A 23,719-nucleotide genomic window follows, 5' to 3' on the forward strand; every position below is an offset into this window, starting at 1 on the left:
ACCAATATTCACAAAGAATTTCTTCCGGCCGACTTCGCATTGATAACACGTCCAAATTTTCCCATTCAGAGCCCTTTTAGCCCTTGGTTTAACTGGTCAGCATTAGAGCATCATCACACTATTTATTTTTTCGATAAGTAAAATAAATCTGTCAGTCACGATTTCTAGCCTGACAACCTGGAGGAACACAGTGAATGTCATGAATCCACGGTAAAATTTTTTCTTGCAGCCATACTAATACCGCGACGGTTAACGTTCAGCTTGTGAACGCTGACCCAGTTTCCTGACACATTGACTCTTTTTTGATCGTGAACGTGAGGAGGTAGCAAGTGAGTATTGCAATCATGTTGTGCACTCACGGCGCCACTGCGGGACCGCTGTTAAAGACAGCAGAAATGATTCTTGGCGAGCAAAGTAATGTCGCCTGGATTGATTTCGTTCCTGGAGAAAACGCCGAAACATTGATAGAAAAATATCAGGAAAAACTCACGCAGTTAGACACATCACAAGGCGTGCTGTTTCTCGTTGATACCTGGGGCGGCAGCCCGTTCAACGCCGCCAGCCGCCTCGTCACCGACAAAGAAAACCATGATGTTATCGCCGGCGTGAATATTCCCATGCTAGCGGAAACCTTTATGGCTCGGGATGATAACCCGTCCTTCTCCGATCTGGTTTCTATCGCGTTGGAAGCTGGTAGAGATGGCGTAAAAGCCCTAAAGCATCAGGAAAAAGCCAAAGTAGCCCCCCCTTCTCCTCCACCGCCCCCAAAAGCTGTCCCCACACCGGCAGGACCCGGCGAACATATGAAGATTGGGTTGGCGCGTATCGACGACCGTCTGATTCATGGTCAGGTCGCCACCCGCTGGACGAAAGAAACCAATGTTTCGCGCATTATTGTTGTCAGTGATGAAGTTGCTGCCGATCACGTGCGTAAAACGTTGCTGACTCAAGTTGCGCCACCGGGCGTTACCGCGCACGTGGTGGATGTGGCAAAGGCCGTTCGTGTTTATGACAATCCGAAATATGCCGCCGACCGCGTGATGCTGTTGTTCACCAATCCGACGGATGTATTAACGCTGATCGAAAATGGCGTAAACATCACCTCGGTCAATATTGGCGGTATGGCATTCAAACAAGGGAAAACGCAGGTGAATAATGCCGTCTCTATCGATGAGAAGGATATTGCGGCATTCCGTGAATTAGATAAACGCGGTATTGAATTGGAGGTTCGAAAAGTATCAACCGATTCCCGGATTAAAATGATGGACTTGATTAACAAAATGCCGCGTTGATACCTATCGTGCTGCGAAGGTTATTAACGCTACTGTCACCATCAATAATAGTTTTATAGACCTGACGATTTTCAAGATAGGTATTTATGTCGACATTGAAAATTTTACGTTGACATAGAAAATCAACGGGGATGGCGATTTATTTTTACTCAGACACATTTTATAGGAGAAGTACGATGGAGATTACCACACTTCAAATTGTGCTGATATTTCTCGTCGCATGTGTTTCGGGGATGGGTTCGATTCTTGATGAATTCCAGTTCCACCGTCCACTCGTCGCTTGTACGCTGATTGGCGCAGTATTAGGTGATTTAAAAACCGGGATCATTATTGGCGGTACGCTGGAAATGATCGCGTTAGGCTGGATGAACATCGGTGCAGCTGTCGCACCAGATGCGGCACTGGCGTCCATTATCTCAACCATTCTGGTTATTGCTGGCGGTCAAGGGATTGGTGCTGGGATTGCTCTGGCAATTCCGCTCGCTGCTGCTGGGCAAGTATTAACCATCATTGTTCGTACCATCACCGTTGCGTTCCAGCATGCGGCAGACAGCGCGGCAGAGCGAGGTAATCTAACGGCTATCAGTTGGATTCACGTCTCTGCCTTGCTGCTACAGGCCATGCGTATCGCGATTCCTGCGGTGATCGTTGCCGTTTCCGTTGGCACCGACGCTGTTCACGCACTGCTGAACTCCATTCCAGACGTTGTCACTAACGGCTTGAATATCGCAGGTGGGATGATCGTCGTTGTCGGTTACGCGATGGTCATCAATATGATGCGCGCGGGTTATCTGATGCCGTTCTTCTATCTTGGCTTTGTTACCGCTGCCTTCACTGAGTTCAATCTGGTGGCTCTGGGCGTAATCGGTATTGTGATGGCGGTGCTGTATATCCAACTCAGCCCGAAATATAACAAGGTTCAAGGCCAGTCTGTCGCATCAGGCAATAACGGTCTTGATAACGAACTGGATTAACAGGAGTGAGAGAAATGGTCGAAAATACGAAAGTCAAAAAACTCACTGAAGGCGATATCCGCGCGGTGTTTATCCGTTCCAACCTGTTTCAAGGCTCCTGGAACTTTGAACGTATGCAGGCACTCGGCTTCTGTTTTTCCATGGTGCCAGTGATTCGCCGTCTTTATCCTGAAAATTCGGAAGAGCGTAAACAAGCGATCAAACGCCATCTGGAGTTCTTCAATACGCAGCCTTTTGTTGCCGCTCCGATACTTGGCGTAACGATGGCGATGGAAGAGCAACGTGCGAACGGTGCTCCTATTGACGACGCGGCAATAAACGGTCTGAAAGTCGGGCTGATGGGGCCACTAGCGGGTGTCGGCGACCCGATATTCTGGGGTACCGCCCGTCCGGTATTCGCTGCGCTAGGCGCAGGGATTGCCATGAGCGGCAGCCTGTTGGGGCCAGTGCTCTTCTTCGTCCTGTTTAACCTGGTTCGCCTGCTGGTGCGTTACTATGGCGTTGCCTATGGCTACCGCAAAGGGATCGATATCGTCAGCGATATGGGCGGCGGTTTCCTGCAAAAAATGACTGAGGCAGCCTCTATTCTCGGCTTGTTCGTCATGGGAGCATTGGTCAATAAATGGACTCACGTCAACATCCCGATGGTGGTGTCGACAGTGACGAATCAGAACGGGGAAACCACGGTGACCACCGTTCAATCCATCCTTGACCAGCTCATGCCGGGGCTCGTTCCCCTGCTGCTGACGTTCGGCTGTATGTGGCTGTTACGGCGCAAGGTAAATGCGCTGTGGCTGATTATGGGCTTCTTCGCTATTGGTATCTTCGGGTACTGGATCGGTCTGCTCGGCGTGTAATGTTCAATGGCCGGGTGCCAATACGCCCGGCCATTTTTATTTACGGTCACAGATAGTTAACGGACAAGGGTAATACGGATGACAATGACAGATATCACGCTGGTGGTGTTGATTGCGTTAGCACTGGCTTATGCCATCTACGATGAGTTCATCATGGATAAACTCAAAGGAAAAACCCAACTCCTCGTCCCGCTGAAGCGGATGAATCGACTCGATACGCTGATTTTTATCGGCTTAGTCGGCATTCTTATTTATCAAAATGTGATAAGCAATGGTGCCATTATCACCACCTATCTTTTGATTTCGCTGGCTTTCATGGCGTGCTACCTGGCTTATATTCGTCGTCCTAAACTGGTGTTTAAAACAACCGGATTCTTTTATGCGAATATATTCATTCCTTATACCAGAATTAAAAATATGAATTTATCTGAGGATGGCGTATTAGTCATCGAACTGGAGAAGCGTCGTTTATTGATACAGGTTGCACAGCTCGACGATTTAGAGAGAATATATAAATTTATGATTGAGAATCAATAAGGTAAGTTTATCTTTAAATTATTTAAAATAACGTTGGCTATACACCTCATATTTAGATGGTATTTTAACCACAATGACTTTGTCGTTATTTTATACGATCCTCCATTATCAACGCCCAAATGAAAATAATTATCAATTGCATTATTAACACTTAAAACTTTTAGTGTTGTTTGCACCACAAATAATATGGTAAGGTTGCGCCGTCATTGGGGAGTAGCCGATTTCTGATTAATTAACATTCACAATAATTCATCAGAAATGCTCGTATCAACATACTCGTTTTATCTCCTATTACCGGAGCATAGACGTGGTGCGGGCGGCCAAGCGTGATTGGCAGGCGAGACCATAGACACGTAAGATCGTCATTCGGGTTGGGGATGATCTACGTGTATATGGTTAATCGTCCAGCCGAGGCTACTTAAAATGAACATGTCAGCAACACTCATCCTAGCATTTGGTATGTCAATGGATGCCTTCGCCGCGTCAATCGGTAAAGGTGCCGTACTGCATAACCCCCGCTTCCGCGATGCCATTCGTACCGGCCTCATCTTTGGCGTTATCGAAGCAATCACCCCGCTCATCGGCTGGGCACTTGGTTTTTTTGCCAGCCAATATATTCTCGAATGGGATCACTGGGTTGCCTTTACCCTGTTAGTCATTTTGGGTGGCCGCATGGTCGTTGAGGGGCTCAAAAACTCCTCAGACTGCCGCTGCGAAAAAGTCAAAAATCATAGTCTGGCACTGTTAATTTGTACTGCGGTTGCCACCAGCCTGGATGCCATGGCAATTGGCGTCGGGTTAGCGTTTCTCCAGGTCAATATTTTCCATACCGCGATGGTCATTGGTTGTGCCACCATGATTATGGTCACGCTAGGAATGATGATTGGCCGCTATATTGGCCCGATTCTCGGCAAAAAAGCAGAAATTATGGGTGGGCTGGTTCTGATTGGTATCGGCTGTAATATCCTGTATGAGCACCTCGGCTACGCCGCCTGATAAAATACATTTCACATTAACGGGCAGCCCGACTATCGCGCTGCCCGTTTTTATTATTCCTGATTACGCACCTACCGCATCGCTATCAACACGCTGATGCAAGCGGATAATAAAATCCGTTTCACAACTAAACGCGCTGGCCGCTTGCAGTCGCTCGCTAACGTCTGGCGTTGCTCGCCAGGCAAAAGGCGTCATTTGCAATAGCGCCGTGGCCTCATTCCCAGATAACTGCATTGGGTACGCGAGCGTTTGCTGATCAATAAGCTGAAAACCTGCGAGCACTTCATCTTTACTCGGGTGTAATAACACCTCATCGTAGACTTCTGCTTTCAGTTGATAAAGATGTCGTGGCCCCGGAGACACCGTCACCACCCAACCGCCAACCTTAACGGTGCGCTGCAATTCCGCGTCATTACACGGCGCATAGATCTTTACCACAGCATCAAGGGATTGGTCCTGGAAAGGCAGTCGCTGGCTGGATGCGACGCAAAACTCAACGTTGTCATACCGCTTTGCCGCCCGCTGAATCGCCGCCTTGGAAACATCCAGCCCGTATATCGTCATCGTTCTGCGCGATGTAAGACGATGGGCAAACTCTGCGGTGTAATACCCTTCACCACAGCCGATATCCAACAACGCCGCAGCGTCATCTGTCACAATACGATCAACGTGCTGCGCAACGGCGTCACGTAGCGGTTGATAATGACCGGCCTCCAGAAAGCTGCGACGCGCCTGCATCATTTCAGCGCTATCACCAGGCTGCTTTGAACGCTTAAACTGTACCGGCAACAGGTTAACGTACCCTTCTTTCGCACGGTCAAAACTATGTTTACCACACGTCCATTGCCGCGGGTGTCGCTCCAGAGGTAACTGGCATAGCGGACACTGATAACTCATCGGCACATTTTCCTCATTAAAAACGTCTTCATTGCATTATGCGTGTAGATAAAAGTATTACGGGTGTAGATAAAACGCAGACAACAAAAAACCCGCACCATGGCGGGTTTTGCAACAGAGCTGTAAAATTACAGCGCAGTGACGTTTACTGCAGAAGGACCTTTCTGGCCATCCTGAATTTCGAATTCTACGTTCTGGCCTTCAGCCAGAGTTTTGAAGCCGTTGCCTTGAATTGCAGAGAAGTGTACGAATACATCTTTGCTGCCGTCAGCAGGAGTGATGAAACCAAAGCCTTTAGACTCGTTGAACCACTTAACCTGACCTTTAATCTTTGCCATTTCAAATATTTCCTTTAATTGTTTAAACCGCCAAAAAGGCGTTATACAGACAAACCAAAGTCGTTACTGCTTGAGGCACTAAGATAAGGATCGGCAGAGAAGCAGCATGCAACACTAAAGGTTGTACTTAAGTCTTCTTTACTGAAAATGCCATTCATATACAGAACTGTACCTCGTTTTACCCAGAAGCGTTATTGCACACTATGTAAACGATGGCAAGGGCTTTTTTATCAGTCGTGGACATGCCGCACAAATTCACGTCATCCTTGATTCATTAATACACGATAATGCTTGCTGACACCTATATTCACAGGCGGCGTCTAACACGGCACAATAAGCGTACTTCAGATTCTATTATGCAAAAAAATACGCGACAACCGTCGCATTTCTGGCACAGAGGCGTCAGCAGTCATAACAAAAAGCTATAATTGACGCGCTTATATGAAGAGATATTGACCATTAACAAAAAAGCGCGCCCGACATCGGCCACGCTTATATCAATGTTTAAAATCGATTGTCATTTTTATGCTATCTGTATCTTTTGCATTAATACATTACATAATAGAAATTATTTATAGACTAATCTTTCGTTACGCAGGGAATTAACTGGTTTGAACCAATAGCACAATTAATGCCATCAAAAAAGTCAATAAGACCAAACTTGCCAACTTCCAACGTCGTTCTGATTTTGTGCTCATATCACTGACAATCCTTTTGTATAAAATAGAGACATCACTCACATTCTTTATGGTTTATCGGCAGAGATCAGAACTTTCTTAAGGCGACATAAGATTTATCTCGCTTTTTGGCGTAAATTTCACCATGTGTATAGCTATGTATAGTTGCGCGACAGTTCACTACCGTTACCGTTAGACTTTCGTTGTAACCTTAAGTACGATTCATTAAATTAAAGCAACATTTCTGTTATCAAAGGAGCATGATGCGTTCCTTACCCGCGCAAGCGCGTGCAACGTGCCTGCGAACAGTGACTTCTTGTGTCATGAGACACCCTCCAATATTCATTCCCCGCCCTTTTCTGCCCCTTGACTTAAATGATATTGATAATTATTCTCAAGTAACACTTTCACGGTTTGTAAGGATATCCGCATGATCGGTTTTCACGCTCATTTACCTGCCCTATTCCGTCGCATCGCGCTGCCGTGCGCTTTACTGCTTTTAGCCAGCACCTCTGCTCAGGCGGCTGAAAAGCTTAAAGTCATCACGACCTTTACCATCATTCAGGATATCGCACAGAATATTGCAGGCGATGCCGCGACGGTTGAGTCCATTACTAAACCCGGTGCGGAGATTCATGATTATCAACCGACACCGCGTGATATTGTTAAAACACAGTCTGCACAGTTGGTGCTGTGGAACGGCATGAATCTCGAACGTTGGTTTACGCGCTTTTTCGAGAACGTGAAAAATGTGCCGGCCGTTGTGGTGACGGAAGGCATCACGCCGCTTCCTATCCGCGAAGGTGCCTATAATGGCAACCCAAACCCGCATGCCTGGATGTCCCCTTCCAATGCATTAATCTATATTGAAAATATCCGCAAAGGTCTGGTGCAAGCCGATCCCGCCAATGCAGAGACGTATAACCGTAACGCCAAAGCCTATGCGGAAAAAATCAAGGCTCTCGACGCGCCGCTGCGTGAACGTCTCTCCCGTATCCCAGAGCAACAACGCTGGTTAGTCACCAGTGAAGGCGCATTCAGCTATCTGGCGAAGGATTATCAGTTCAATGAAGTCTATCTCTGGCCAATCAATGCTGACGAACAAGGTTCGCCGCAGCAGGTTCGTCGTGTTATTGATACCGTGCGAGAGAAGGCTATCCCTGTCGTATTCAGCGAAAGTACTATTTCCGATAAGCCAGCAAAGCAGGTCAGTAAAGAAACCGGGGCGAAATATGGCGGCGTGCTGTATGTTGATTCGCTGTCTACAGAGAAAGGCCCTGTGCCGACCTATATCGACCTGTTACAAGTGACGGTGGAGACCATCGCTAAAGGATTTAATCAATGAGTAGTGATCGAGCAGTACAGTCATTAGACGTCAATGATGTTTCGGTTACTTACAGCAACGGGCATCAGGCTATTCGCCATGCTTCTTTTTCCCTGACCGGTGGAACGATTTGCGCCTTGGTTGGCGTCAACGGCAGCGGAAAGTCGACGTTGTTCAAAAGCATCATGGGGTTGGTCAAACCAACCTCAGGGCAGGTACTGCTCAACCAGCAACCGATCTACCAAGCGCTGAAACAGAATCTGGTTGCCTATGTTCCACAAACAGAAGACGTAGACTGGAATTTCCCCGTTTTGGTTTCCGACGTGGTCATGATGGGCCGCTACGGAAGGATGAACTTCCTGCGCATCCCCAGCAAACAGGATCGCGCTATTGTAGCGGAATCACTGGAGCGCGTCGGGCTATCGACGCTGCAACATCGCCAGATCGGTGAACTGTCCGGTGGACAGAAAAAGCGCGTCTTTCTGGCGCGGGCGCTGGCTCAACAAGGCAGCGTGTTGCTGCTGGATGAGCCTTTTACTGGCGTAGACGTCAAGACAGAGAACGCCATTATCGACCTGCTTCGCACCTTGCGTGATGAAGGGCATTTGATTCTGGTGGCAACCCATAACCTCGGTAGCGTTCCTGAATTTTGTGACAACGTTATTTTGGTTAATCGCACCGTTTTAGCCGCAGGACCGACGCACAGTACCTTTACCCAAAGCAATTTGGAGAAAACATTCGGCGGTGTTCTGCGACACATCAACCTCGGGGGATCTCATCTTCACGATGATGATGATGTCCGCTCGGTGACCGTGTTGACAGACGATGAGCGTCCGGCCGTGTTCTATGGGTCGACCAAGAGCGATCCTCCTGCGTCACGCGTGATACCGGAGGAGAAAAAGCCCTGATGATCGATATCCTGTTGCAGCCATTCAGCTATAACTACATGGTCAAGGCGATCTGGGTCAGCGCGATTGTCGGCGGCGTGTGTGCTTTTCTTTCGGCGTACCTGATGCTGAAAGGCTGGTCGTTGATGGGCGATGCGCTCTCCCACTCTGTCGTCCCCGGTGTTGCAGGAGCCTATGCTCTGGGCCTGCCCTATGCGGCGGGTGCATTTTTCACCGGTATGCTCGCCGCACTGGCAATGTCCCTCATCCGTCACATTACCCGATTGCGCGAAGATGCGATTATCGGCTTTATTTTCTCGACGTTTTTCGCTGTCGGCCTGCTGATTATTTCGCTCAACCCAACATCGGTTAACGTGCAGTCCATCATTTTCGGCAATATTTTGGGCATCGCCGACGAAGATGTCCTGCAAGTTGAAATCATCATCGGCGTGACGTTCGTGATTCTCTGCCTGCTGTGGAAGGATCTGCTGGCTGTGTTTTTTGATGAGAACCATGCCCGCTCGATCGGCCTTTCCCCACTGAAGCTGAAAATTCTGTTCTTTACGCTGCTGAGTGCCTGTACTGTCGCGGCGCTGCAAACCGTCGGTGCAATTTTGGTCATTGCGATGGTGATTACACCAGGTGCCACAGCTTACTTGCTCACCGACCGATTTGGTCGTCTGGTTGTGATTGCTATTGCACTGGGCGCGATCACCAGCGCGGTCGGGGCGTATCTGAGCTTCTTCCTTGATGGTGCAACCGGCGGCGTGATTGTCACGTTGCAAACCGTCGTCTTCCTGTTGGCATTTGTCTTCGCACCTAAGCATGGGTTGCTGGCCTCGCGCCGTCTGCGGTTACGCGATCAATCAGGAGATGCACTATGACGCTCATTAGCTGGCTCATCGATCCCCTGACCTACCCGTTCATGCAGCGTGCGCTACTCGCCGCTGTGGTCACCGGTACGGTCTGCGCCGTGCTGTCGTGCTATCTGGTGCTGAAAGGCTGGTCGCTAATGGGTGATGCCATTTCCCATGCCGTGCTGCCCGGTATCGTTGTTGCGTTCTTACTGGGGATCCCGCTGGTCATCGGAGCTTTCGTTTCCGGTATTTTTTGTGCGGTAGCAACGGGATACGTGAAAGAACACAGCCGGGTCAAAGAAGACACGGTAATGGGGATCATTTTTTCCGGTATGTTTGCACTGGGGCTCGTGATGTTTGCGCGCATCGATACCGATCAGCACCTGAACCATATTCTGTTTGGTAACGTGCTGGGCATCACTCAACAAGAGCTGACGCAAATCTTACTGATTGCCGGGGTGACGCTGGCCGTCATCTTGCTAAAGCGCCGAGATTTCATGCTGTACTGCTTCGATCCCAATCATGCCCGCGTTATCGGCCTGCCCGTTAAGCTGCTGCACTACGGATTACTGAGTCTGCTGGCGATGACCATCGTTGCATCATTACAGGCCGTCGGCGTTATTCTGGTGATCGCGATGCTGATTGCGCCTGGCATTATTGCCTTCATGGTCTGTAAGCGCTTCGAGCGGATGGTTCTCGTCGCCACGCTGGTTTCCGTCATTTCCTGTATTGCTGGCACACTGATCAGCTTCTACATCGATGGTGCCACAGGCCCTTGCATCGTCATCGTTCAGGCACTGTTCTTTACGCTAGCGCTGACCTACCACCAGCTTAAACTGCGTCGTCAGGCAACCTCTCAGGTTGCCACCGACACGCTGTAATCCTTTCTCTCTACAAGTCCCTTAGCATGACGTAACCGGAAAACAACCGCTGGTTACGTCATTAATCTGCGATTTCATTTCTTCATCCAGCAGATTGAGCGTCATCCTAACCCCGCTATTTTTAATTCCGGCTATACTTGTTTCTCGCTATCACCGCCTATCGGTTATCACTGTGCTATATACCTGTAATACTTCAAGCTGCATGTGCGTTGGCTGCGTTCACTCACCCGAATCACTTACATGAGTAAGCTCATCGGGATTCATTCTATTGCCGCCTTCCTGCAACTCGAATTATTTGAGGTATAGATTCCATTTTTATTGCGCTCAATGGGTTACCGTAAACAAATCGCCTCAGTGAATAGCAGGGTATCTGGCAACATCAACGGGAGGATGACCTTATGTGGCAAGCTATCAGCCGACTTTTGGAAGAACATCACGGTGCTGCGGATATTCAGGAGCGTCGAGAATTATCCGGCGGTGAAATACATCCCGCCTGGTACGTCCGCTACGGCGAGCACGACGTCTTCGTAAAATGCGATAGTCGTGAAATGCTGACCAAATTCACGGCTGAAGCCGATCAACTTCATTTGCTGAGCCGCAGCAATGCAGTGCGTGTACCCACCGTCTATGGTGTCGGTAGCTCACGCGATAACAGTTTCCTGCTTCTGCAATATCTTCCCGTCAAACCGTTGGATGCGCACAGCGCCTGGTGCCTGGGTGAACAGTTAGCACGCCTGCATCAATGGAGCGACCAGCCGCAATTTGGGCTGGATTTCGATAACGACCTCTCAACAACGCCGCAGCCAAACAGCTGGCAGCGGCGCTGGGCGACCTTTTTTGCCGAACAGCGTATTGGCTGGCAATTACAGCTGGCGGCAGAAAAAGGGATGCATTTTGGTCACATTGAAACGCTGATCGCACGCGTTGAGGAACGTCTGGCAGGACATCAGCCTCAGCCGTCGCTCTTGCACGGTGACCTATGGCCAGATAATTGTGCGAATAGTCAGGATGGCGCTTATCTGTTCGATCCGGCCTGCTATTGGGGAGACAGAGAATGTGATTTAGCGATGCTGCCGCGCTATCCGGCCCTGCCCCCACAGATTTATGATGGTTACCAAAGCGTGTGGCCGCTGGATAAAGGCTTTATCGATCGCCAGCCCATTTACCAGATTTATTATCTGCTTAACCGGGCCAATCTTTTCGGTGGTAAACATATTGTTGAGGCACAACAGCTCATTGAGCAGCAGTTGTTGATCTAAGGCGAGACGGTGGCACTTAGATGAGGGCTTGATCTAAAAATGAGAAGAATACGGCGTCTGGCGCAATCGTTGCGCCAGACCGTCAATCAGACTGGCAACCCAAGTAAACGTAACACCAGGTAGCCAATACCCGCGATAATCACTGGCAGGATATAAAGCGGAAAGAATTGCACAAAAATCGAGTGTCCAGGAACAATAACACGTGATTCCAGCGTCTCACGCGTATTCCCGCCATCACCTTTCATTTTTTCCAGAATCAGTTGATCTTCAATGCCTTCCTTAATGGTCTTCGCCTGACGCGACATCCGGGCACCCGAAACTTGCAAAGCCAGGCCAATAAAAATCAGGATGTAGATCAGCCAAAACATCAGCGTCGCCCCACTGAAAAAACGCGTGAAATCCGGTACTGGCGAGTTGTACCAAAAAATGTTCAGGAAAGGCGTATTAAAGCGCACCATGTCGACCATCAGGTGCACAAAATCCAGAAGAACAGCGTCAATGCCCTGTTTTTTCTGGGTATAAGCGTAGAGATAATTAGCTAGCGAGACGAAGGTTGAAAGCAGCGCGGGAATAAAAAGGATCCATCCGGCAATGCGTTTAACGACGGCAATACGGCCAGCCTGTTGATACGTCATGAGAACCCCTTCTTAGCGACGCAACATCGGTAATGTATCGTTTTAGTACGACGGGTAGCCTACTGTAACTTTACGCGCAGTCAACACTTTATCTCCCGCACCGCCTGATCGGCCACAATAGCGGTTTACTCCGTCATACATCACGCTGCGTGTACGTTGGCTGTCACTCAGCCCTTCCAAGTGCCTCTCCCCACTGGTCCAGCGCTTCACGTTGTTCAAAATGCTCGCGTAGCGCCCTGCAACTCGACTTATTTAGGGTATAGTTTACCAGTAAATTTTCTTTTCCTTTGCTGACGGAGCCAGTGGTATGTCCTTTGATTCTTCTATACGAGCGGCGATTTTCGATATGGATGGGCTGCTGATTGATTCAGAACCGTTGTGGGACAAAGCCGAACTGGAGGTTATCGCCTCGCTTGGCGTCGATATTTCACGACGAGAATCCATGAAAGATACTCTGGGTTTACGCATCGATATGGTGGTCGAACTCTGGTATCAACATTCCCCCTGGGCGACACCAAGCCGGGACGAGGTTGTCCGCCGCATTATCGATCGCGCCATTGAACTCGTTGCCGAACAGCGTCCCCTCCTGCCCGGTGTCGAACACGCGTTGCAACTGTGTCGTGAACAGAATCTCAAAATCGGGCTGGCTTCCGCTTCGCCGCTTCACATGCAGCAGCAGGTGCTGCGAATGTTTAATCTGGAACACTACTTTGATGTCTTAATGTCAGCCGAGACGCTGCCGTATAGCAAGCCTCATCCAGAAGTGTATTTGAATGCAGCAAACGGACTCGGTGTTCCTCCGACACAATGTGTGACGCTGGAAGATTCAGTGAACGGCATGATCGCAACCAAGGCGGCACGCATGCGTTCAATCGTTATTCCACAGGCTGAGTTTCGCGATGACGCACGCTGGGCGCTGGCCGATTATAAGCTGGATTCTCTGAATCAGCTTGCCGCTAAACACGTAGTCTAGAAATTTGGGTGTAGGAATTAGGAATAAAGAAGTAAAAGAATAGAAAACAAACATCGCGGGATATGACGAAAGCGTGGCCAGTCTATTAGCTGACCACGCTTTGAGGCATTACAGGAAATCTGCTCGCTTAGGCGAGAAAGCATCGATCAGAACGCTGCCGTCTTCCAGCGAGACCACGCCATGCATCTCGTTTTTCACCGCCAGATAGGCGTCGCCGGTTTTCAGGATACGTTTCTCGCCTTCGATCACCACTTCAAAGCTGCCAGCGGCAACATAAGCAATCTGATCGTGAATCTCATGGAAGTGTGGCGTACCAATCGCACCTTTATCAAAGTGCACGTAAACCATCATCAGCTCATCGCTCCAGGTCATGATTTTACGTTTAATGCCACCGCCCAACTCTTCCCATGGCGTTTCATCATCAATAAAGTATCTTCTCATCATCATCTCTCCTCTAACGCTTTTATTGCCCATACCTTTTATTGCGTCAACAAACCGTGCACGACCGACAACAAGGGTATGACTATGGATTGCGACATTTTAGCCACATCAGTACCAGAAGAAACATAAAATAAGCAAAACCATGACGGCCCTCAAGAAATAAATAAAACATTATTTCATTTTTATTGAATTCGCATCCCATCCAAACTATCATCCCGCATAACAAGAAAGAACCGGGCAGGTTGAGGAACAGGTGACGTTGTCACTGCCACGCAACATTATCTGTTTCGCCCGGCGCTTTCACCAAGAACGGTTAGTAATGAAACGGCAGTTTTCCACATGATGGGCAGCAGTAGGAAACCCGTCATAGCGTAATAAAAAACGAGCGGGCGGTGATTTCACCGATCTGGTCGATTCATTCCGGTGTTAGCACCAGACGCTACACCTTTATCTGGGGCATGGTTGGCGAGAATCACGTTTTCGGTGACATGGATCACGTCAAGGTTAGCGAGTTACGTTAATCGCTTTCAACCGGAATTACCGGTGTTCCCTACAGTAACAGCTAACGACTAAGTATTTTGTCGCTTATAGAGAGATTACAGATATGATTTTAAATTCTTTTGATTTGCAAGGTAAAGTTGCTCTGATCACGGGTTGTGATACGGGTTTGGGTCAAGGCATGGCTATCGGTCTGGCACAAGCAGGCTGTGATATCGTCGGCGTCAACATCGTTGAACCGAAAGACACTATCGAAAAAGTCACCGCACTGGGACGCCGTTTCCTCAGCCTGACCGCCGACATGAGCAATGTCTCTGGTCATGCAGAGCTGGTAGAGAAAGCTGTTGCTGAATTTGGTCACGTTGACATTCTGGTCAACAACGCCGGTATCATCCGTCGTGAAGATGCGATCGAGTTCAGCGAGAAAAACTGGGACGACGTAATGAACCTGAACATTAAGAGCGTTTTCTTTATGTCTCAGACCGTTGCTCGCCAGTTCATCAAGCAAGGTAAAGGCGGTAAGATCATCAATATCGCTTCTATGCTGTCCTTCCAGGGTGGTATCCGCGTTCCTTCTTACACCGCATCAAAAAGCGCCGTTATGGGCGTAACCCGTCTGATGGCGAACGAGTGGGCAAAACACGGTATCAACGTCAACGCAATTGCACCGGGATATATGGCTACCAACAATACCCAGCAACTGCGCGCCGATGAAGAACGCAGCAAAGAAATTCTGGATCGTATCCCAGCTGGCCGTTGGGGCTTGCCACAGGATCTGATGGGCCCGTCCGTCTTCCTGGCATCCAGCGCATCTGACTACATCAATGGTTACACGATTGCCGTTGATGGTGGCTGGCTGGCTCGCTAAGGGAAATTTTTCTTAGCGGCATTTCGCCAACCTACGATAAAAAGCACAATTTCGGTTGTGCTTTTTATTTGTTTTTCAAGTTGTTATTTCGTTTTTCATGATTCTTTCTCCTGCCAAAATCCTTTCTTAAAAAAAATCAAAACAACGTTCCGACTTTGATCACACTTTCGATATTGCGTGCATGACGACAAGGTTAATAGCGCAATATAATCAATCAAAACAGTGTTTCTATTTATAAGGAACTGTTCACACGGTTCCATAAGAAGGTACTCCATGAGTATTTTTGAAAGCTTATACACCAGCAGGAAATCGCAGCTCGACGAATGGGTTGCAGCACTCGATAGCCACATTGCCTGCGTTCAGGATAAAGGCCGCAGCCAAAGTCAGCCGACATTATTATTGGCTGACGGTTTTGATGTGGAAAATTATGCACCTGCGATGTGGAAATTCCCAGATGGACATAGCGCACCTATTTCTAATTTTGCCAGCCAGCAAAATTGGCTAAGAACGCTGTGTGCCATGAGCGTCGTTACGGGTAATGAGAGTTACCAGCAGCACGCTATCGCACAAAGCGAATATTTCCTGGATCATTTCGTTGATGATAATAGCGGCCTGTTCTTCTGGGGCGGTCACCGCTTTATTAACCTGGATACGCTGGCAGGCGAAGGGCCAGAATCCAAAGCTCAGGTGCATGAATTAAAACACCACCTGCCCTATTACGCGTTGTTGCATCGTGTTAATGCGGAAAAAACGCTGAATTTCTTTCAGGGTTTCTGGAACGCACACGTTGAAGACTGGGATTCTCTGGATCTGGGTCGTCATGGTGATTACAGCAAAAAACGCGATCCAAATGTGTTCCTGCATGCCCGCCATGATGTTGTCAATCCGGCACAGTGGCCTGTTCTGCCATTAACGAAAGGGCTGACTTTTGTTAATGCTGGCACAGACCTGATTTACGCCGCGTTCAAATACGCAGAATACACGGGCGATAGCCACGCAGCGGCCTGGGGTAAGCATCTTTATCGCCAATATGTTTTGGCCCGCAACCCAGAAACCGGTATGCCCGTGTATCAGTTCAGTTCACCACAGCAGCGCCAACCGGTGCCGGAAGACGATAACCAGACGCAGTCCTGGTTTGGCGATCGCGCCCAACGCCAGTTTGGCCCAGAGTTCGGTGAAATCGCGCGTGAAGCCAATGTGCTGTTCCGTGATATGCGCCCACTGCTGATTGATAACCCACTGGCAATGCTGGATATTCTCCGCACGCAGCCTGATGCAGAAATGCTGGACTGGGTTATTTCAGGGTTAAAAAATTATTATCAGTACGCCTACGATGTCACCAGCAACACGTTGCGCCCAATGTGGAACAACGGCCAGGACATGACAGGCTACCGTTTTAAACGCGATGGCTATTACGGCAAAGCGGGAACGGAATTAAAACCGTTTGCATTAGAAGGTGATTATTTATTACCGCTGGTTCGTGCTTATCGTCTGAGTGGCGATGAGGACCTGTACGCTCTGGTTAACACCATGCTGACGCGGCTGAACAAAGAAGACATTCAGCACATCGCCAGCCCGTTACTCTTGTTGACCGTCATTGAACTGGCCGATCACAAACAATCAGAATCCTGGGCACATTACGCCGCGCAGTTGGCTGGCGTTTTGTTTGAACAACACTTCCATCGTGGTTTGTTCGTTCGCTCCGCACAGCATCGTTATGTTCGTCTGGATGATAGCTATCCGCTGGCTTTACTGACTTTCGTTGCCGCTTGTCGCAACAAATTAAACGATATCCCGCCGTATCTGACACAAGGTGGATATGTTCACGGTGATTTTCACGTTAACGGGGAAAATAGAATTGTTTATGACGTGGAATTAATTTATCCAGAGTTATTAACAGCTTAATTTTATGTTTTTTTTAATGGTTCACAATTAATCAATAGGTAAGCATTATGAATGAAAACAGAATGCTGGGGTTAGCCTATATCTCCCCCTATATTATAGGGCTGATAGTTTTTACCGCTTTCCCCTTTGTTTCGTCATTTATCCTCAGTTTTACTGAGTATGATTTGATAAATCCGCCTGAATTTACGGGTCTTGAGAACTATCACCGTATGTTCATGGAGGATGATCTCTTTTGGAAATCAATGGGCGTCACCTTTGCCTATGTATTTCTGACCATTCCATTGAAATTAATCTTCGCACTGTTAATTGCGTTTGTACTTAATTTCAAATTACGTGGTATCGGTTTCTTCCGTACTGCTTACTATGTGCCTTCTATTCTGGGTAGCAGCGTGGCAATCGCCGTTCTGTGGCGTGCTCTGTTCGCCATCGATGGCTTGCTGAACAGCTTCCTCGGCGTATTTGGCTTTGACGCCATCAACTGGCTGGGCGAACCGTCGCTGGCACTGATGTCGGTAACCCTGCTGCGCGTATGGCAGTTTGGTTCCGCCATGGTTATCTTCCTGGCTGCATTGCAGAACGTTCCGCAATCACAGTATGAAGCCGCCATGATCGACGGTGCATCCAAATGGCAAATGTTCCTGAAAGTAACGGTACCGCTGATTACACCGGTTATTTTCTTTAACTTTATCATGCAGACCACTCAGGCATTCCAGGAGTTTACGGCCCCTTACGTCATTACTGGCGGCGGTCCAACGCACTATACCTACCTGTTCTCACTCTATATCTATGATACGGCGTTCAAGTATTTCGATATGGGCTACGGTGCTGCCTTGGCATGGGTTCTGTTCCTGGTTGTTGCGGTATTTGCGTCTATCTCCTTTAAGTCGTCGAAATACTGGGTGTTCTACTCCGCTGATAAAGGAGGAAAAAATGGCTGACATGCATTCAAACCTGACTACAGCACAAGAAATTGCCGCTGCAGAAGTACGCCGTACGCTGCGTAAAGAGAAACTCAGTGCCACCATCCGTTACGTGGTTCTGCTGTTCGTTGGCTTGCTGATGCTTTACCCACTGGCGTGGATGTTCTCAGCGTCGTTCAAACCGAACCACGAGATCTTCACGACACTGGGCCTGTGGCCAGAACATGCCACCTGGGACGGTTTCGTTAACGGTTGGAAAACCGGTACGGAATATAACTTCGGTCACTACATGATTAACACTTTCCAGTATGTGATTCCGAAAGTGGTTCTGACCGTCATCTCCTCGGTGATTGTGGCTTATGGCTTCGCTCGCTTTGACATTCCGTGGAAGAACTTCTGGTTTGCCACGCTGATTACCACCATGCTGTTGCCAAGCACCGTACTGTTGATTCCGCAGTACCTCATGTTCCGTGAAATGGGCATGCTGAACAGCTATCTACCACTGTATTTGCCGCTGGCGTTTGCAACACAAGGGTTCTTTGTGTTCATGCTGATCCAGTTCCTGCGTGGTGTACCACGTGATATGGAAGAAGCTGCCCAGATCGATGGCTGTAACTCCTTCCAGGTGCTGTGGTATGTGGTCGTGCCGATTCTGAAACCAGCCATCATCTCTGTTGCGCTGTTCCAGTTCATGTGGTCAATGAACGACTTCATCGGTCCGCTGATTTATGTCTATAGCGTGGATAAATATCCGATTGCGCTGGCGCTGAAAATGTCTATCGACGTTACTGAAGGCGCTCCGTGGAATGAAATCCTGGCCATGTCCAGCATCTCCATTCTGCCATCCATTATTGTTTTCTTCCTGGCACAGCGTTACTTCGTACAAGGCGTGACCAGCAGCGGAATTAAAGGTTAATAGAGGATTTATCATGGCTGAAGTTATTTTCAAAAAGTTGGAAAAAGTATACACCAACGGTTTCAAAGCGGTTCACGGCATCGACCTGACCATTAAAGATGGTGAATTCATGGTTATCGTCGGCCCGTCTGGCTGTGCGAAATCCACTACGCTGCGTATGCTGGCGGGTCTGGAAACCATCAGCGGCGGTGAAGTCCGTATCGGCGAGCGCGTTGTTAACAATCTGGCGCCAAAAGAGCGTGGGATTGCCATGGTGTTCCAGAACTACGCCCTCTACCCTCACATGACGGTAAAAGAGAATCTGGCGTTTGGTCTGAAGCTGAGCAAACTGCCTAAAGAGCAAATTGAAGCGCAGGTCGCTGAAGCGTCCAAAATTCTGGAGCTGGAAGACCTGATGGACCGCCTGCCGCGCCAGCTGTCTGGTGGTCAGGCACAGCGTGTGGCCGTAGGCCGCGCCATCGTTAAAAAACCAGATGTGTTCCTGTTTGACGAACCATTGTCTAACCTGGATGCGAAACTGCGTGCTTCGATGCGTATCCGTATTTCTGACCTGCATAAGCAGTTGAAGAAAAGCGGTAAAGCAGCAACAACGGTCTATGTTACCCACGATCAGACTGAAGCAATGACCATGGGCGACCGTATCTGCGTCATGAAACTCGGTCACATCATGCAGGTCGATACGCCGGATAACCTGTACCACTTCCCTGTCAACATGTTCGTTGCTGGCTTCATTGGCTCACCAGAAATGAACATTAAGCCGTGTAAACTGGTCGAGAAAGACGGTCAGATTGGCGTTGTAGTGGGTAATAACGCGCTGGTGTTAAACAGCGCGAAGCAAGACAAAGTCCGCAGCTATGTAGGACAAGACGTATTCTTCGGCGTTCGCCCAGACTATGTTTCCGTGTCAGATACGCCATTTGAAGGCAGCCACTCACAGGGTGAGCTGGTTCGCGTAGAAAACATGGGTCACGAATTCTTTATGTACATTAAAGTCGATGGCTTTGAATTAACCAGCCGCATTCCTTATGACGAAGGTCGGCTGATTATTGAGAAGGGCCTGCATCGTCCGGTGTATTTCCAGTTCGACATGGAAAAATGCCATATTTTTGATGCAAAAACAGAAAAAAATATCTCTCTTTAACAGGAGTAGTAACCGATGAAAAAAGCGATCCTACACACGTTAATAGTTTCATCTCTGGCATTAGTGGCAATGCCTTCTTTAGCCGCTGATAATGTTGAATTGAGAATGTCCTGGTGGGGCGGCAACAGCCGTCACCAGCAGACGCTCAAAGCGATTGAAGAGTTCCATAAGCAGCATCCAAACATCACCGTGAAAGCGGAATACACTGGCTGGGATGGTCACCTGTCTCGTCTGACAACACAGATTGCCGGTAACACCGAGCCAGATGTGATGCAGACCAACTGGAACTGGCTGCCGATTTTCTCTAAAAACGGCGATGGTTTTTACGATCTGAACAAGGTTAAAGATTCTCTGGATCTGACCCAGTTCGAGTCAAAAGAACTGCAAAACACCACCGTCAACGGCAAACTGAACGGTATTCCAATTTCTGTTACTGCTCGCGTGTTCTACTTCAACACCGAAAGCTGGCAAAAAGCGGGACTGGAATATCCGAAAACCTGGGATGAGCTGCTGAACGCCGGTAAAGTGTTCAAAGAAAAACTGGGTGACCAATACTACCCTATCGTGTTGGAACACCAGGATTCTCTGGCTCTGCTGAACTCTTACATGGTTCAGAAGTACAACATCCCTGCTATTGATGTAAAAAGTCAGAAATTCGCCTACACCGATGCGCAATGGGTTGAATTCTTTGGCATGTATAAGAAACTGATCGACAGCCATGTCATGCCTGATGCGAAATACTATGCCTCTTTCGGCAAGAGCAACATGTATGAGATGAAGCCATGGATCAACGGCGAGTGGTCTGGTACTTACATGTGGAACTCCACCATTACTAAGTACTCTGACAACCTGCAACCACCAGCAAAACTGGCATTGGGTAACTATCCGATGCTGCCTGGTGCGAAAGATGCCGGCTTGTTCTTCAAACCTGCACAGATGCTGTCTATCGGTAAGTCAACCAAGCATCCTAAAGAGTCTGCTCAGTTGATCAACTTCCTGCTGAACAGCAAAGAAGGTGCTCAAGCGCTGGGTCTGGAACGTGGCGTACCGTTGAGTAAAGCCGCTGTGGCTCAGCTGACGGCTGATGGCATCATCAAAGACGATGCACCAGCGGTTTCTGGGTTGAAACTGGCGCTGTCTCTGCCGCATGACGTTGCTGTTTCCCCTTATTTCGATGACCCACAAATCGTTTCTCTGTTTGGTGATACCATCCAGTCTATCGATTACGGTCAGAAATCAGTGGAAGACGCAGCGAAATACTTCCAGCGTCAATCAGAGCGTATTCTGAAACGTGCAATGAAATAATGTCGTACATGTTTTAGGCTGTAATTCATCCCTGCCGCACTGACGGCAGGGATTTTTCATTTAAATTAAAACAACCGCCATATCCAATTCGATCTCCCTCACAATTTGAAACCCCATTTTACTTTTTGTTACCCAAACCGATCTCGATCACAGAACGTAATTTAATAATAAATAGAATAGAACTTGTCCCAAAAAGCATAATGCGTGTTTTTATTAGAGATGTCCTAACCAGTAGGGAATATAACAATGAAATTTAAATTATTAGCTCTGGCAGTTACGTCATTAATTAGTGTGAATGCAATGGCCGTGACAATCGATTATCGTCATGAAATGCAAGACACTGTCAAAAACGACCATAAAGATCGTCTTTCAATGTCCCACCGTTTCGCTAATGGTTTTGGTTTATCTGCAGAAGCTAAATGGCGTCAGTCCACTTCTGATAACACACCGAACAAGCCTTTTAATGAAACCGTCAGCAACGGTACTGAAGTAGTTGCAAGCTATGTTTACAGCTTCAACAAAACCTTTTCTTTAGAACCAGGTTTCTCTTTAGATTCAAGCTCTGATTCCAACAACTACCGCCCTTATCTGCGCGGAAAAGTGAATATTACTGACGATCTGTCCACCTCTCTTCGCTATCGTCCTTACTATCTGAGAAAAAGCGGGAATACAAATAAAACGGGTCCTACCAACAGCACGCAAGAAAATGGCTTCAACCTAACTGCTGTTGTTAGCTATAAATTCCTGAAAGATTACCAGATTGATTACGAGCTGGACTACAAAAAAGCTAACAAAGCTGGCGCTTACCAAGCAGACAAAGAAAATTGGAAAATCGAACATGATGTCAAGCTGGCTTATAAGCTAGACAAAAACTGGAAGCCTTATATGGCGGTAGGTAATGTTGTCGGTGATAAGAATACTGACGAGCGTCAAACTCGTTACCGTGTTGGTGTGCAATACAGCTTCTAATAACGGCTTTGTTATTTAAATAAGCGTTATTAGTTGGCAAAAGGGATGTTATTGTTAATTGATTCACTCAATTTTATCATTAACGTCCCTTTATTATGATGTCCGTCGTAGGTTAAGCAAGTTAGTTACGTTTCGTTGTTACATGTGGTGTCGTTAAATGCGATTTAGCCACATGCGTTTTATCTGTTGAAATGGCTGTGTCTGATTTACCCTCTTCGTGTATGAATGTTATTTCTTTATTAAAGTTTGCGGTTCAGGGTAGTCATTTTTTCTCCGATGTGATGGCTACCCTATTTTTTACCATCGCCCAACGATTTCCCCCTCCTTCCCTTTGTCAGGTGATCTATCATGATTGTTCGTTCTCTGCTTGTCGGGGCCATTATGATGTCTGTAAATGGATTAAGTTACGCTCAACCTGTTTTTCCTGTCTGGCCACACGGTGAAGCGCCGGGTGCTTCTTCTTCAACGGTACAGCCGCAAGTGGTCGAGCGCAGCAAAGATCCTTCTCTTCCCGATCGGGCAGCAACCGGGATTCGCAGCCCCGAAATTACCGTTTATCCGGCAGAGAAGCCCAATGGTATGGCTTTGCTCATTACGCCCGGCGGTTCTTATCAACGCGTCGTGTTGGATAAGGAAGGCAGCGATCTCGCACCGTTCTTTAATCAACAAGGCTATACCCTTTTCGTGATGACCTATCGCATGCCCGGTGAAGGCCATAAAGAAGGCGCTGACGCCCCGTTAGCCGATGCCCAGCGTGCAATCAGGACCTTGAGAGCCAACGCCGAGAAGTGGCGCATTAACCCACAGCGTATCGGTATTATGGGATTCTCCGCTGGTGGTCATGTTGCAGCCAGCCTTGGAACCCGATTCGCCCAGTCCGTTTACCCCGCGACGGATGCCATTGACAGCGTAAGCGCACGTCCTGACTTCATGGTGCTGATGTATCCCGTTATTTCGATGCAGGCGGATATTGCGCACGCAGGCTCGCGCAAACAGCTAATCGGCGAACAGCCGACGGAAGCGCAGGTGCTGCGCTATTCTCCAGAGAAGCAGGTTACCGCTCAGACGCCTCCCACGTTTCTGGTGCATGCCGTTGACGATCCGTCAGTGTCGGTTGATAACAGTCTGGTGATGTTCAGCGCGCTGCGGGAAAAACAGATTCCAGTCGAAATGCATCTGTTTGAGAAGGGCAAACACGGTTTCGGCCTGCGCGGCACCAAAGGACTTCCTGCGGCTGCCTGGCCTCAGTTGCTGGATAACTGGCTGCGTGTTCTACCTGTAAACAACGAACAACCGAAATAAATCATTACGCCGTCACCGCTTCCGCAGGCAGAGATAATCTCTTATACTGTATAAAATAACAGTTTTATTT

Annotated in this window: 24 protein-coding genes and 1 pseudogene; 20 read left to right on the forward strand and 5 right to left on the reverse strand. The window is 48.3% G+C overall.

Annotated features, from left to right (window positions below):
• Positions 1-329 precede the first annotated feature (329 nt).
• From manX to mntP, 5 genes are all read left to right on the forward strand, one after another.
• Positions 330-1,292: a PTS mannose transporter subunit IIAB gene (manX, locus tag QWJ20_RS00845; RefSeq protein WP_095699372.1), complete on the forward strand. Its 963-nt coding sequence runs from the start codon at positions 330-332 to the stop codon at positions 1,290-1,292.
• A 176-nt stretch (positions 1,293-1,468) separates the two neighbouring features.
• The gene (locus tag QWJ20_RS00850; protein ID WP_039300201.1) at positions 1,469-2,266 is read left to right on the forward strand and encodes a PTS mannose/fructose/sorbose transporter subunit IIC; all 798 of its coding nucleotides are present in this window, start codon (positions 1,469-1,471) and stop codon (positions 2,264-2,266) included.
• Positions 2,267-2,280: 14 nt separating this feature from the next.
• A complete protein-coding gene (locus tag QWJ20_RS00855) occupies positions 2,281-3,123 on the forward strand; it encodes a PTS mannose transporter subunit IID (protein ID WP_433991644.1) in 843 nt (280 codons plus the stop codon).
• Between the two features lie 78 nt (positions 3,124-3,201).
• Positions 3,202-3,660 (forward strand): DUF986 family protein, encoded by a 459-nt coding sequence (locus tag QWJ20_RS00860; RefSeq protein WP_433991645.1) that lies wholly within the window; start codon positions 3,202-3,204, stop codon positions 3,658-3,660.
• A gap of 423 nt (positions 3,661-4,083) precedes the next feature.
• The gene (mntP, locus tag QWJ20_RS00865) at positions 4,084-4,656 is read left to right on the forward strand and encodes a manganese efflux pump MntP (protein ID WP_433991646.1); all 573 of its coding nucleotides are present in this window, start codon (positions 4,084-4,086) and stop codon (positions 4,654-4,656) included.
• 63 nt (positions 4,657-4,719) lie between these two features.
• On the opposite strand, the gene rlmA is transcribed toward mntP, so the two are convergent.
• The 3 genes from rlmA to QWJ20_RS00880 all read right to left on the reverse strand — a co-directional run bounded on the left by rlmA (position 4,720) and on the right by QWJ20_RS00880 (position 6,049).
• Positions 4,720-5,553, reverse strand: a complete 834-nt coding sequence (gene rlmA / locus QWJ20_RS00870; RefSeq protein ID WP_433991647.1) for a 23S rRNA (guanine(745)-N(1))-methyltransferase — start codon at positions 5,551-5,553, stop codon at positions 4,720-4,722.
• A 128-nt stretch (positions 5,554-5,681) separates the two neighbouring features.
• A complete protein-coding gene (cspE, locus tag QWJ20_RS00875) occupies positions 5,682-5,891 on the reverse strand; it encodes a transcription antiterminator/RNA stability regulator CspE (protein WP_005968829.1) in 210 nt (69 codons plus the stop codon).
• A gap of 41 nt (positions 5,892-5,932) precedes the next feature.
• Positions 5,933-6,049: a DUF2627 domain-containing protein gene (locus QWJ20_RS00880; RefSeq protein WP_085996916.1), complete on the reverse strand. Its 117-nt coding sequence runs from the start codon at positions 6,047-6,049 to the stop codon at positions 5,933-5,935.
• A 949-nt stretch (positions 6,050-6,998) separates the two neighbouring features.
• Between QWJ20_RS00880 and QWJ20_RS00885 the strand changes: the two genes are divergently transcribed.
• The 5 genes from QWJ20_RS00885 (at position 6,999) to QWJ20_RS00905 (ending at position 11,776) form a co-directional block, all read left to right on the forward strand.
• Complete coding sequence (locus QWJ20_RS00885) at positions 6,999-7,913, forward strand: metal ABC transporter substrate-binding protein (RefSeq protein ID WP_109410959.1); 915 nt, start codon at positions 6,999-7,001, stop codon at positions 7,911-7,913.
• On the forward strand, positions 7,910-8,800 hold the full coding sequence (locus QWJ20_RS00890) for a manganese/iron ABC transporter ATP-binding protein (RefSeq protein WP_095699366.1): 891 nt from the start codon (positions 7,910-7,912) through the stop codon (positions 8,798-8,800). The genes QWJ20_RS00885 and QWJ20_RS00890 overlap by 4 nt, the downstream gene beginning before the upstream one ends.
• Positions 8,800-9,663 carry a metal ABC transporter permease gene (locus QWJ20_RS00895; protein ID WP_433991648.1) on the forward strand — a complete coding sequence of 288 codons (864 nt, stop codon included), beginning with the start codon at positions 8,800-8,802 and terminating at the stop codon, positions 9,661-9,663. Before QWJ20_RS00890 ends, QWJ20_RS00895 begins: the two co-directional genes overlap by 1 nt.
• Complete coding sequence (locus tag QWJ20_RS00900) at positions 9,660-10,517, forward strand: metal ABC transporter permease (protein ID WP_433991649.1); 858 nt, start codon at positions 9,660-9,662, stop codon at positions 10,515-10,517. Before QWJ20_RS00895 ends, QWJ20_RS00900 begins: the two co-directional genes overlap by 4 nt.
• 398 nt (positions 10,518-10,915) lie before the next feature.
• Positions 10,916-11,776: a fructosamine kinase family protein gene (locus QWJ20_RS00905; RefSeq protein WP_174865672.1), complete on the forward strand. Its 861-nt coding sequence runs from the start codon at positions 10,916-10,918 to the stop codon at positions 11,774-11,776.
• An 86-nt stretch (positions 11,777-11,862) separates the two neighbouring features.
• Here the strand turns inward: QWJ20_RS00905 and QWJ20_RS00910 are convergent, their stop codons facing one another.
• Positions 11,863-12,411, reverse strand: a complete 549-nt coding sequence (locus QWJ20_RS00910; protein ID WP_044207798.1) for a YniB family protein — start codon at positions 12,409-12,411, stop codon at positions 11,863-11,865.
• Between the two features lie 307 nt (positions 12,412-12,718).
• On the opposite strand from QWJ20_RS00910, the gene hxpB reads away from it, so the two are divergent.
• Positions 12,719-13,384, forward strand: coding sequence for a hexitol phosphatase HxpB (gene hxpB, locus QWJ20_RS00915; RefSeq protein ID WP_095699362.1), 666 nt, complete (start codon positions 12,719-12,721; stop codon positions 13,382-13,384).
• A 108-nt stretch (positions 13,385-13,492) separates the two neighbouring features.
• Here hxpB and QWJ20_RS00920 read toward each other — a convergent pair whose 3' ends face one another.
• Positions 13,493-13,825, reverse strand: coding sequence for a cupin domain-containing protein (locus QWJ20_RS00920; RefSeq protein WP_010275594.1), 333 nt, complete (start codon positions 13,823-13,825; stop codon positions 13,493-13,495).
• 312 nt (positions 13,826-14,137) lie between these two features.
• On the opposite strand from QWJ20_RS00920, the pseudogene QWJ20_RS00925 reads away from it, so the two are divergent.
• The 9 genes and pseudogenes from QWJ20_RS00925 to paeX all read left to right on the forward strand — a co-directional run.
• Positions 14,138-14,346 (forward strand): annotated as a pseudogene (locus QWJ20_RS00925) (5-dehydro-4-deoxy-D-glucuronate isomerase); the annotation flags it as partial.
• 83 nt (positions 14,347-14,429) lie between these two features.
• Positions 14,430-15,191: a 2-dehydro-3-deoxy-D-gluconate 5-dehydrogenase KduD gene (gene kduD, locus QWJ20_RS00930; RefSeq protein WP_044207793.1), complete on the forward strand. Its 762-nt coding sequence runs from the start codon at positions 14,430-14,432 to the stop codon at positions 15,189-15,191.
• Positions 15,192-15,464: 273 nt separating this feature from the next.
• On the forward strand, positions 15,465-17,096 hold the full coding sequence (pelW, locus tag QWJ20_RS00935) for a pectate disaccharide-lyase PelW (RefSeq protein WP_433991650.1): 1,632 nt from the start codon (positions 15,465-15,467) through the stop codon (positions 17,094-17,096).
• A gap of 47 nt (positions 17,097-17,143) precedes the next feature.
• Positions 17,144-18,034, forward strand: coding sequence for a carbohydrate ABC transporter permease (locus QWJ20_RS00940; protein ID WP_039286676.1), 891 nt, complete (start codon positions 17,144-17,146; stop codon positions 18,032-18,034).
• Positions 18,027-18,932, forward strand: a complete 906-nt coding sequence (locus tag QWJ20_RS00945) for a carbohydrate ABC transporter permease (protein ID WP_039480553.1) — start codon at positions 18,027-18,029, stop codon at positions 18,930-18,932. The genes QWJ20_RS00940 and QWJ20_RS00945 overlap by 8 nt, the downstream gene beginning before the upstream one ends.
• Positions 18,933-18,945: 13 nt before the next feature.
• On the forward strand, positions 18,946-20,073 hold the full coding sequence (locus QWJ20_RS00950; RefSeq protein ID WP_039480550.1) for an ABC transporter ATP-binding protein: 1,128 nt from the start codon (positions 18,946-18,948) through the stop codon (positions 20,071-20,073).
• Between the two features lie 15 nt (positions 20,074-20,088).
• Positions 20,089-21,378, forward strand: coding sequence for an ABC transporter substrate-binding protein (locus QWJ20_RS00955; protein ID WP_095699360.1), 1,290 nt, complete (start codon positions 20,089-20,091; stop codon positions 21,376-21,378).
• Between the two features lie 246 nt (positions 21,379-21,624).
• Positions 21,625-22,347, forward strand: a complete 723-nt coding sequence (locus QWJ20_RS00960; RefSeq protein ID WP_205557204.1) for an oligogalacturonate-specific porin KdgM family protein — start codon at positions 21,625-21,627, stop codon at positions 22,345-22,347.
• Between the two features lie 348 nt (positions 22,348-22,695).
• Complete coding sequence (gene paeX, locus QWJ20_RS00965) at positions 22,696-23,649, forward strand: pectin acetylesterase PaeX (RefSeq protein WP_349719428.1); 954 nt, start codon at positions 22,696-22,698, stop codon at positions 23,647-23,649.
• Positions 23,650-23,719 lie beyond the last annotated feature (70 nt).

The sequence above is a fragment of the Pectobacterium sp. S5 genome (genome assembly GCF_051707265.1).
GTDB classification, from domain to species: domain Bacteria; phylum Pseudomonadota; class Gammaproteobacteria; order Enterobacterales; family Enterobacteriaceae; genus Pectobacterium; species Pectobacterium polare.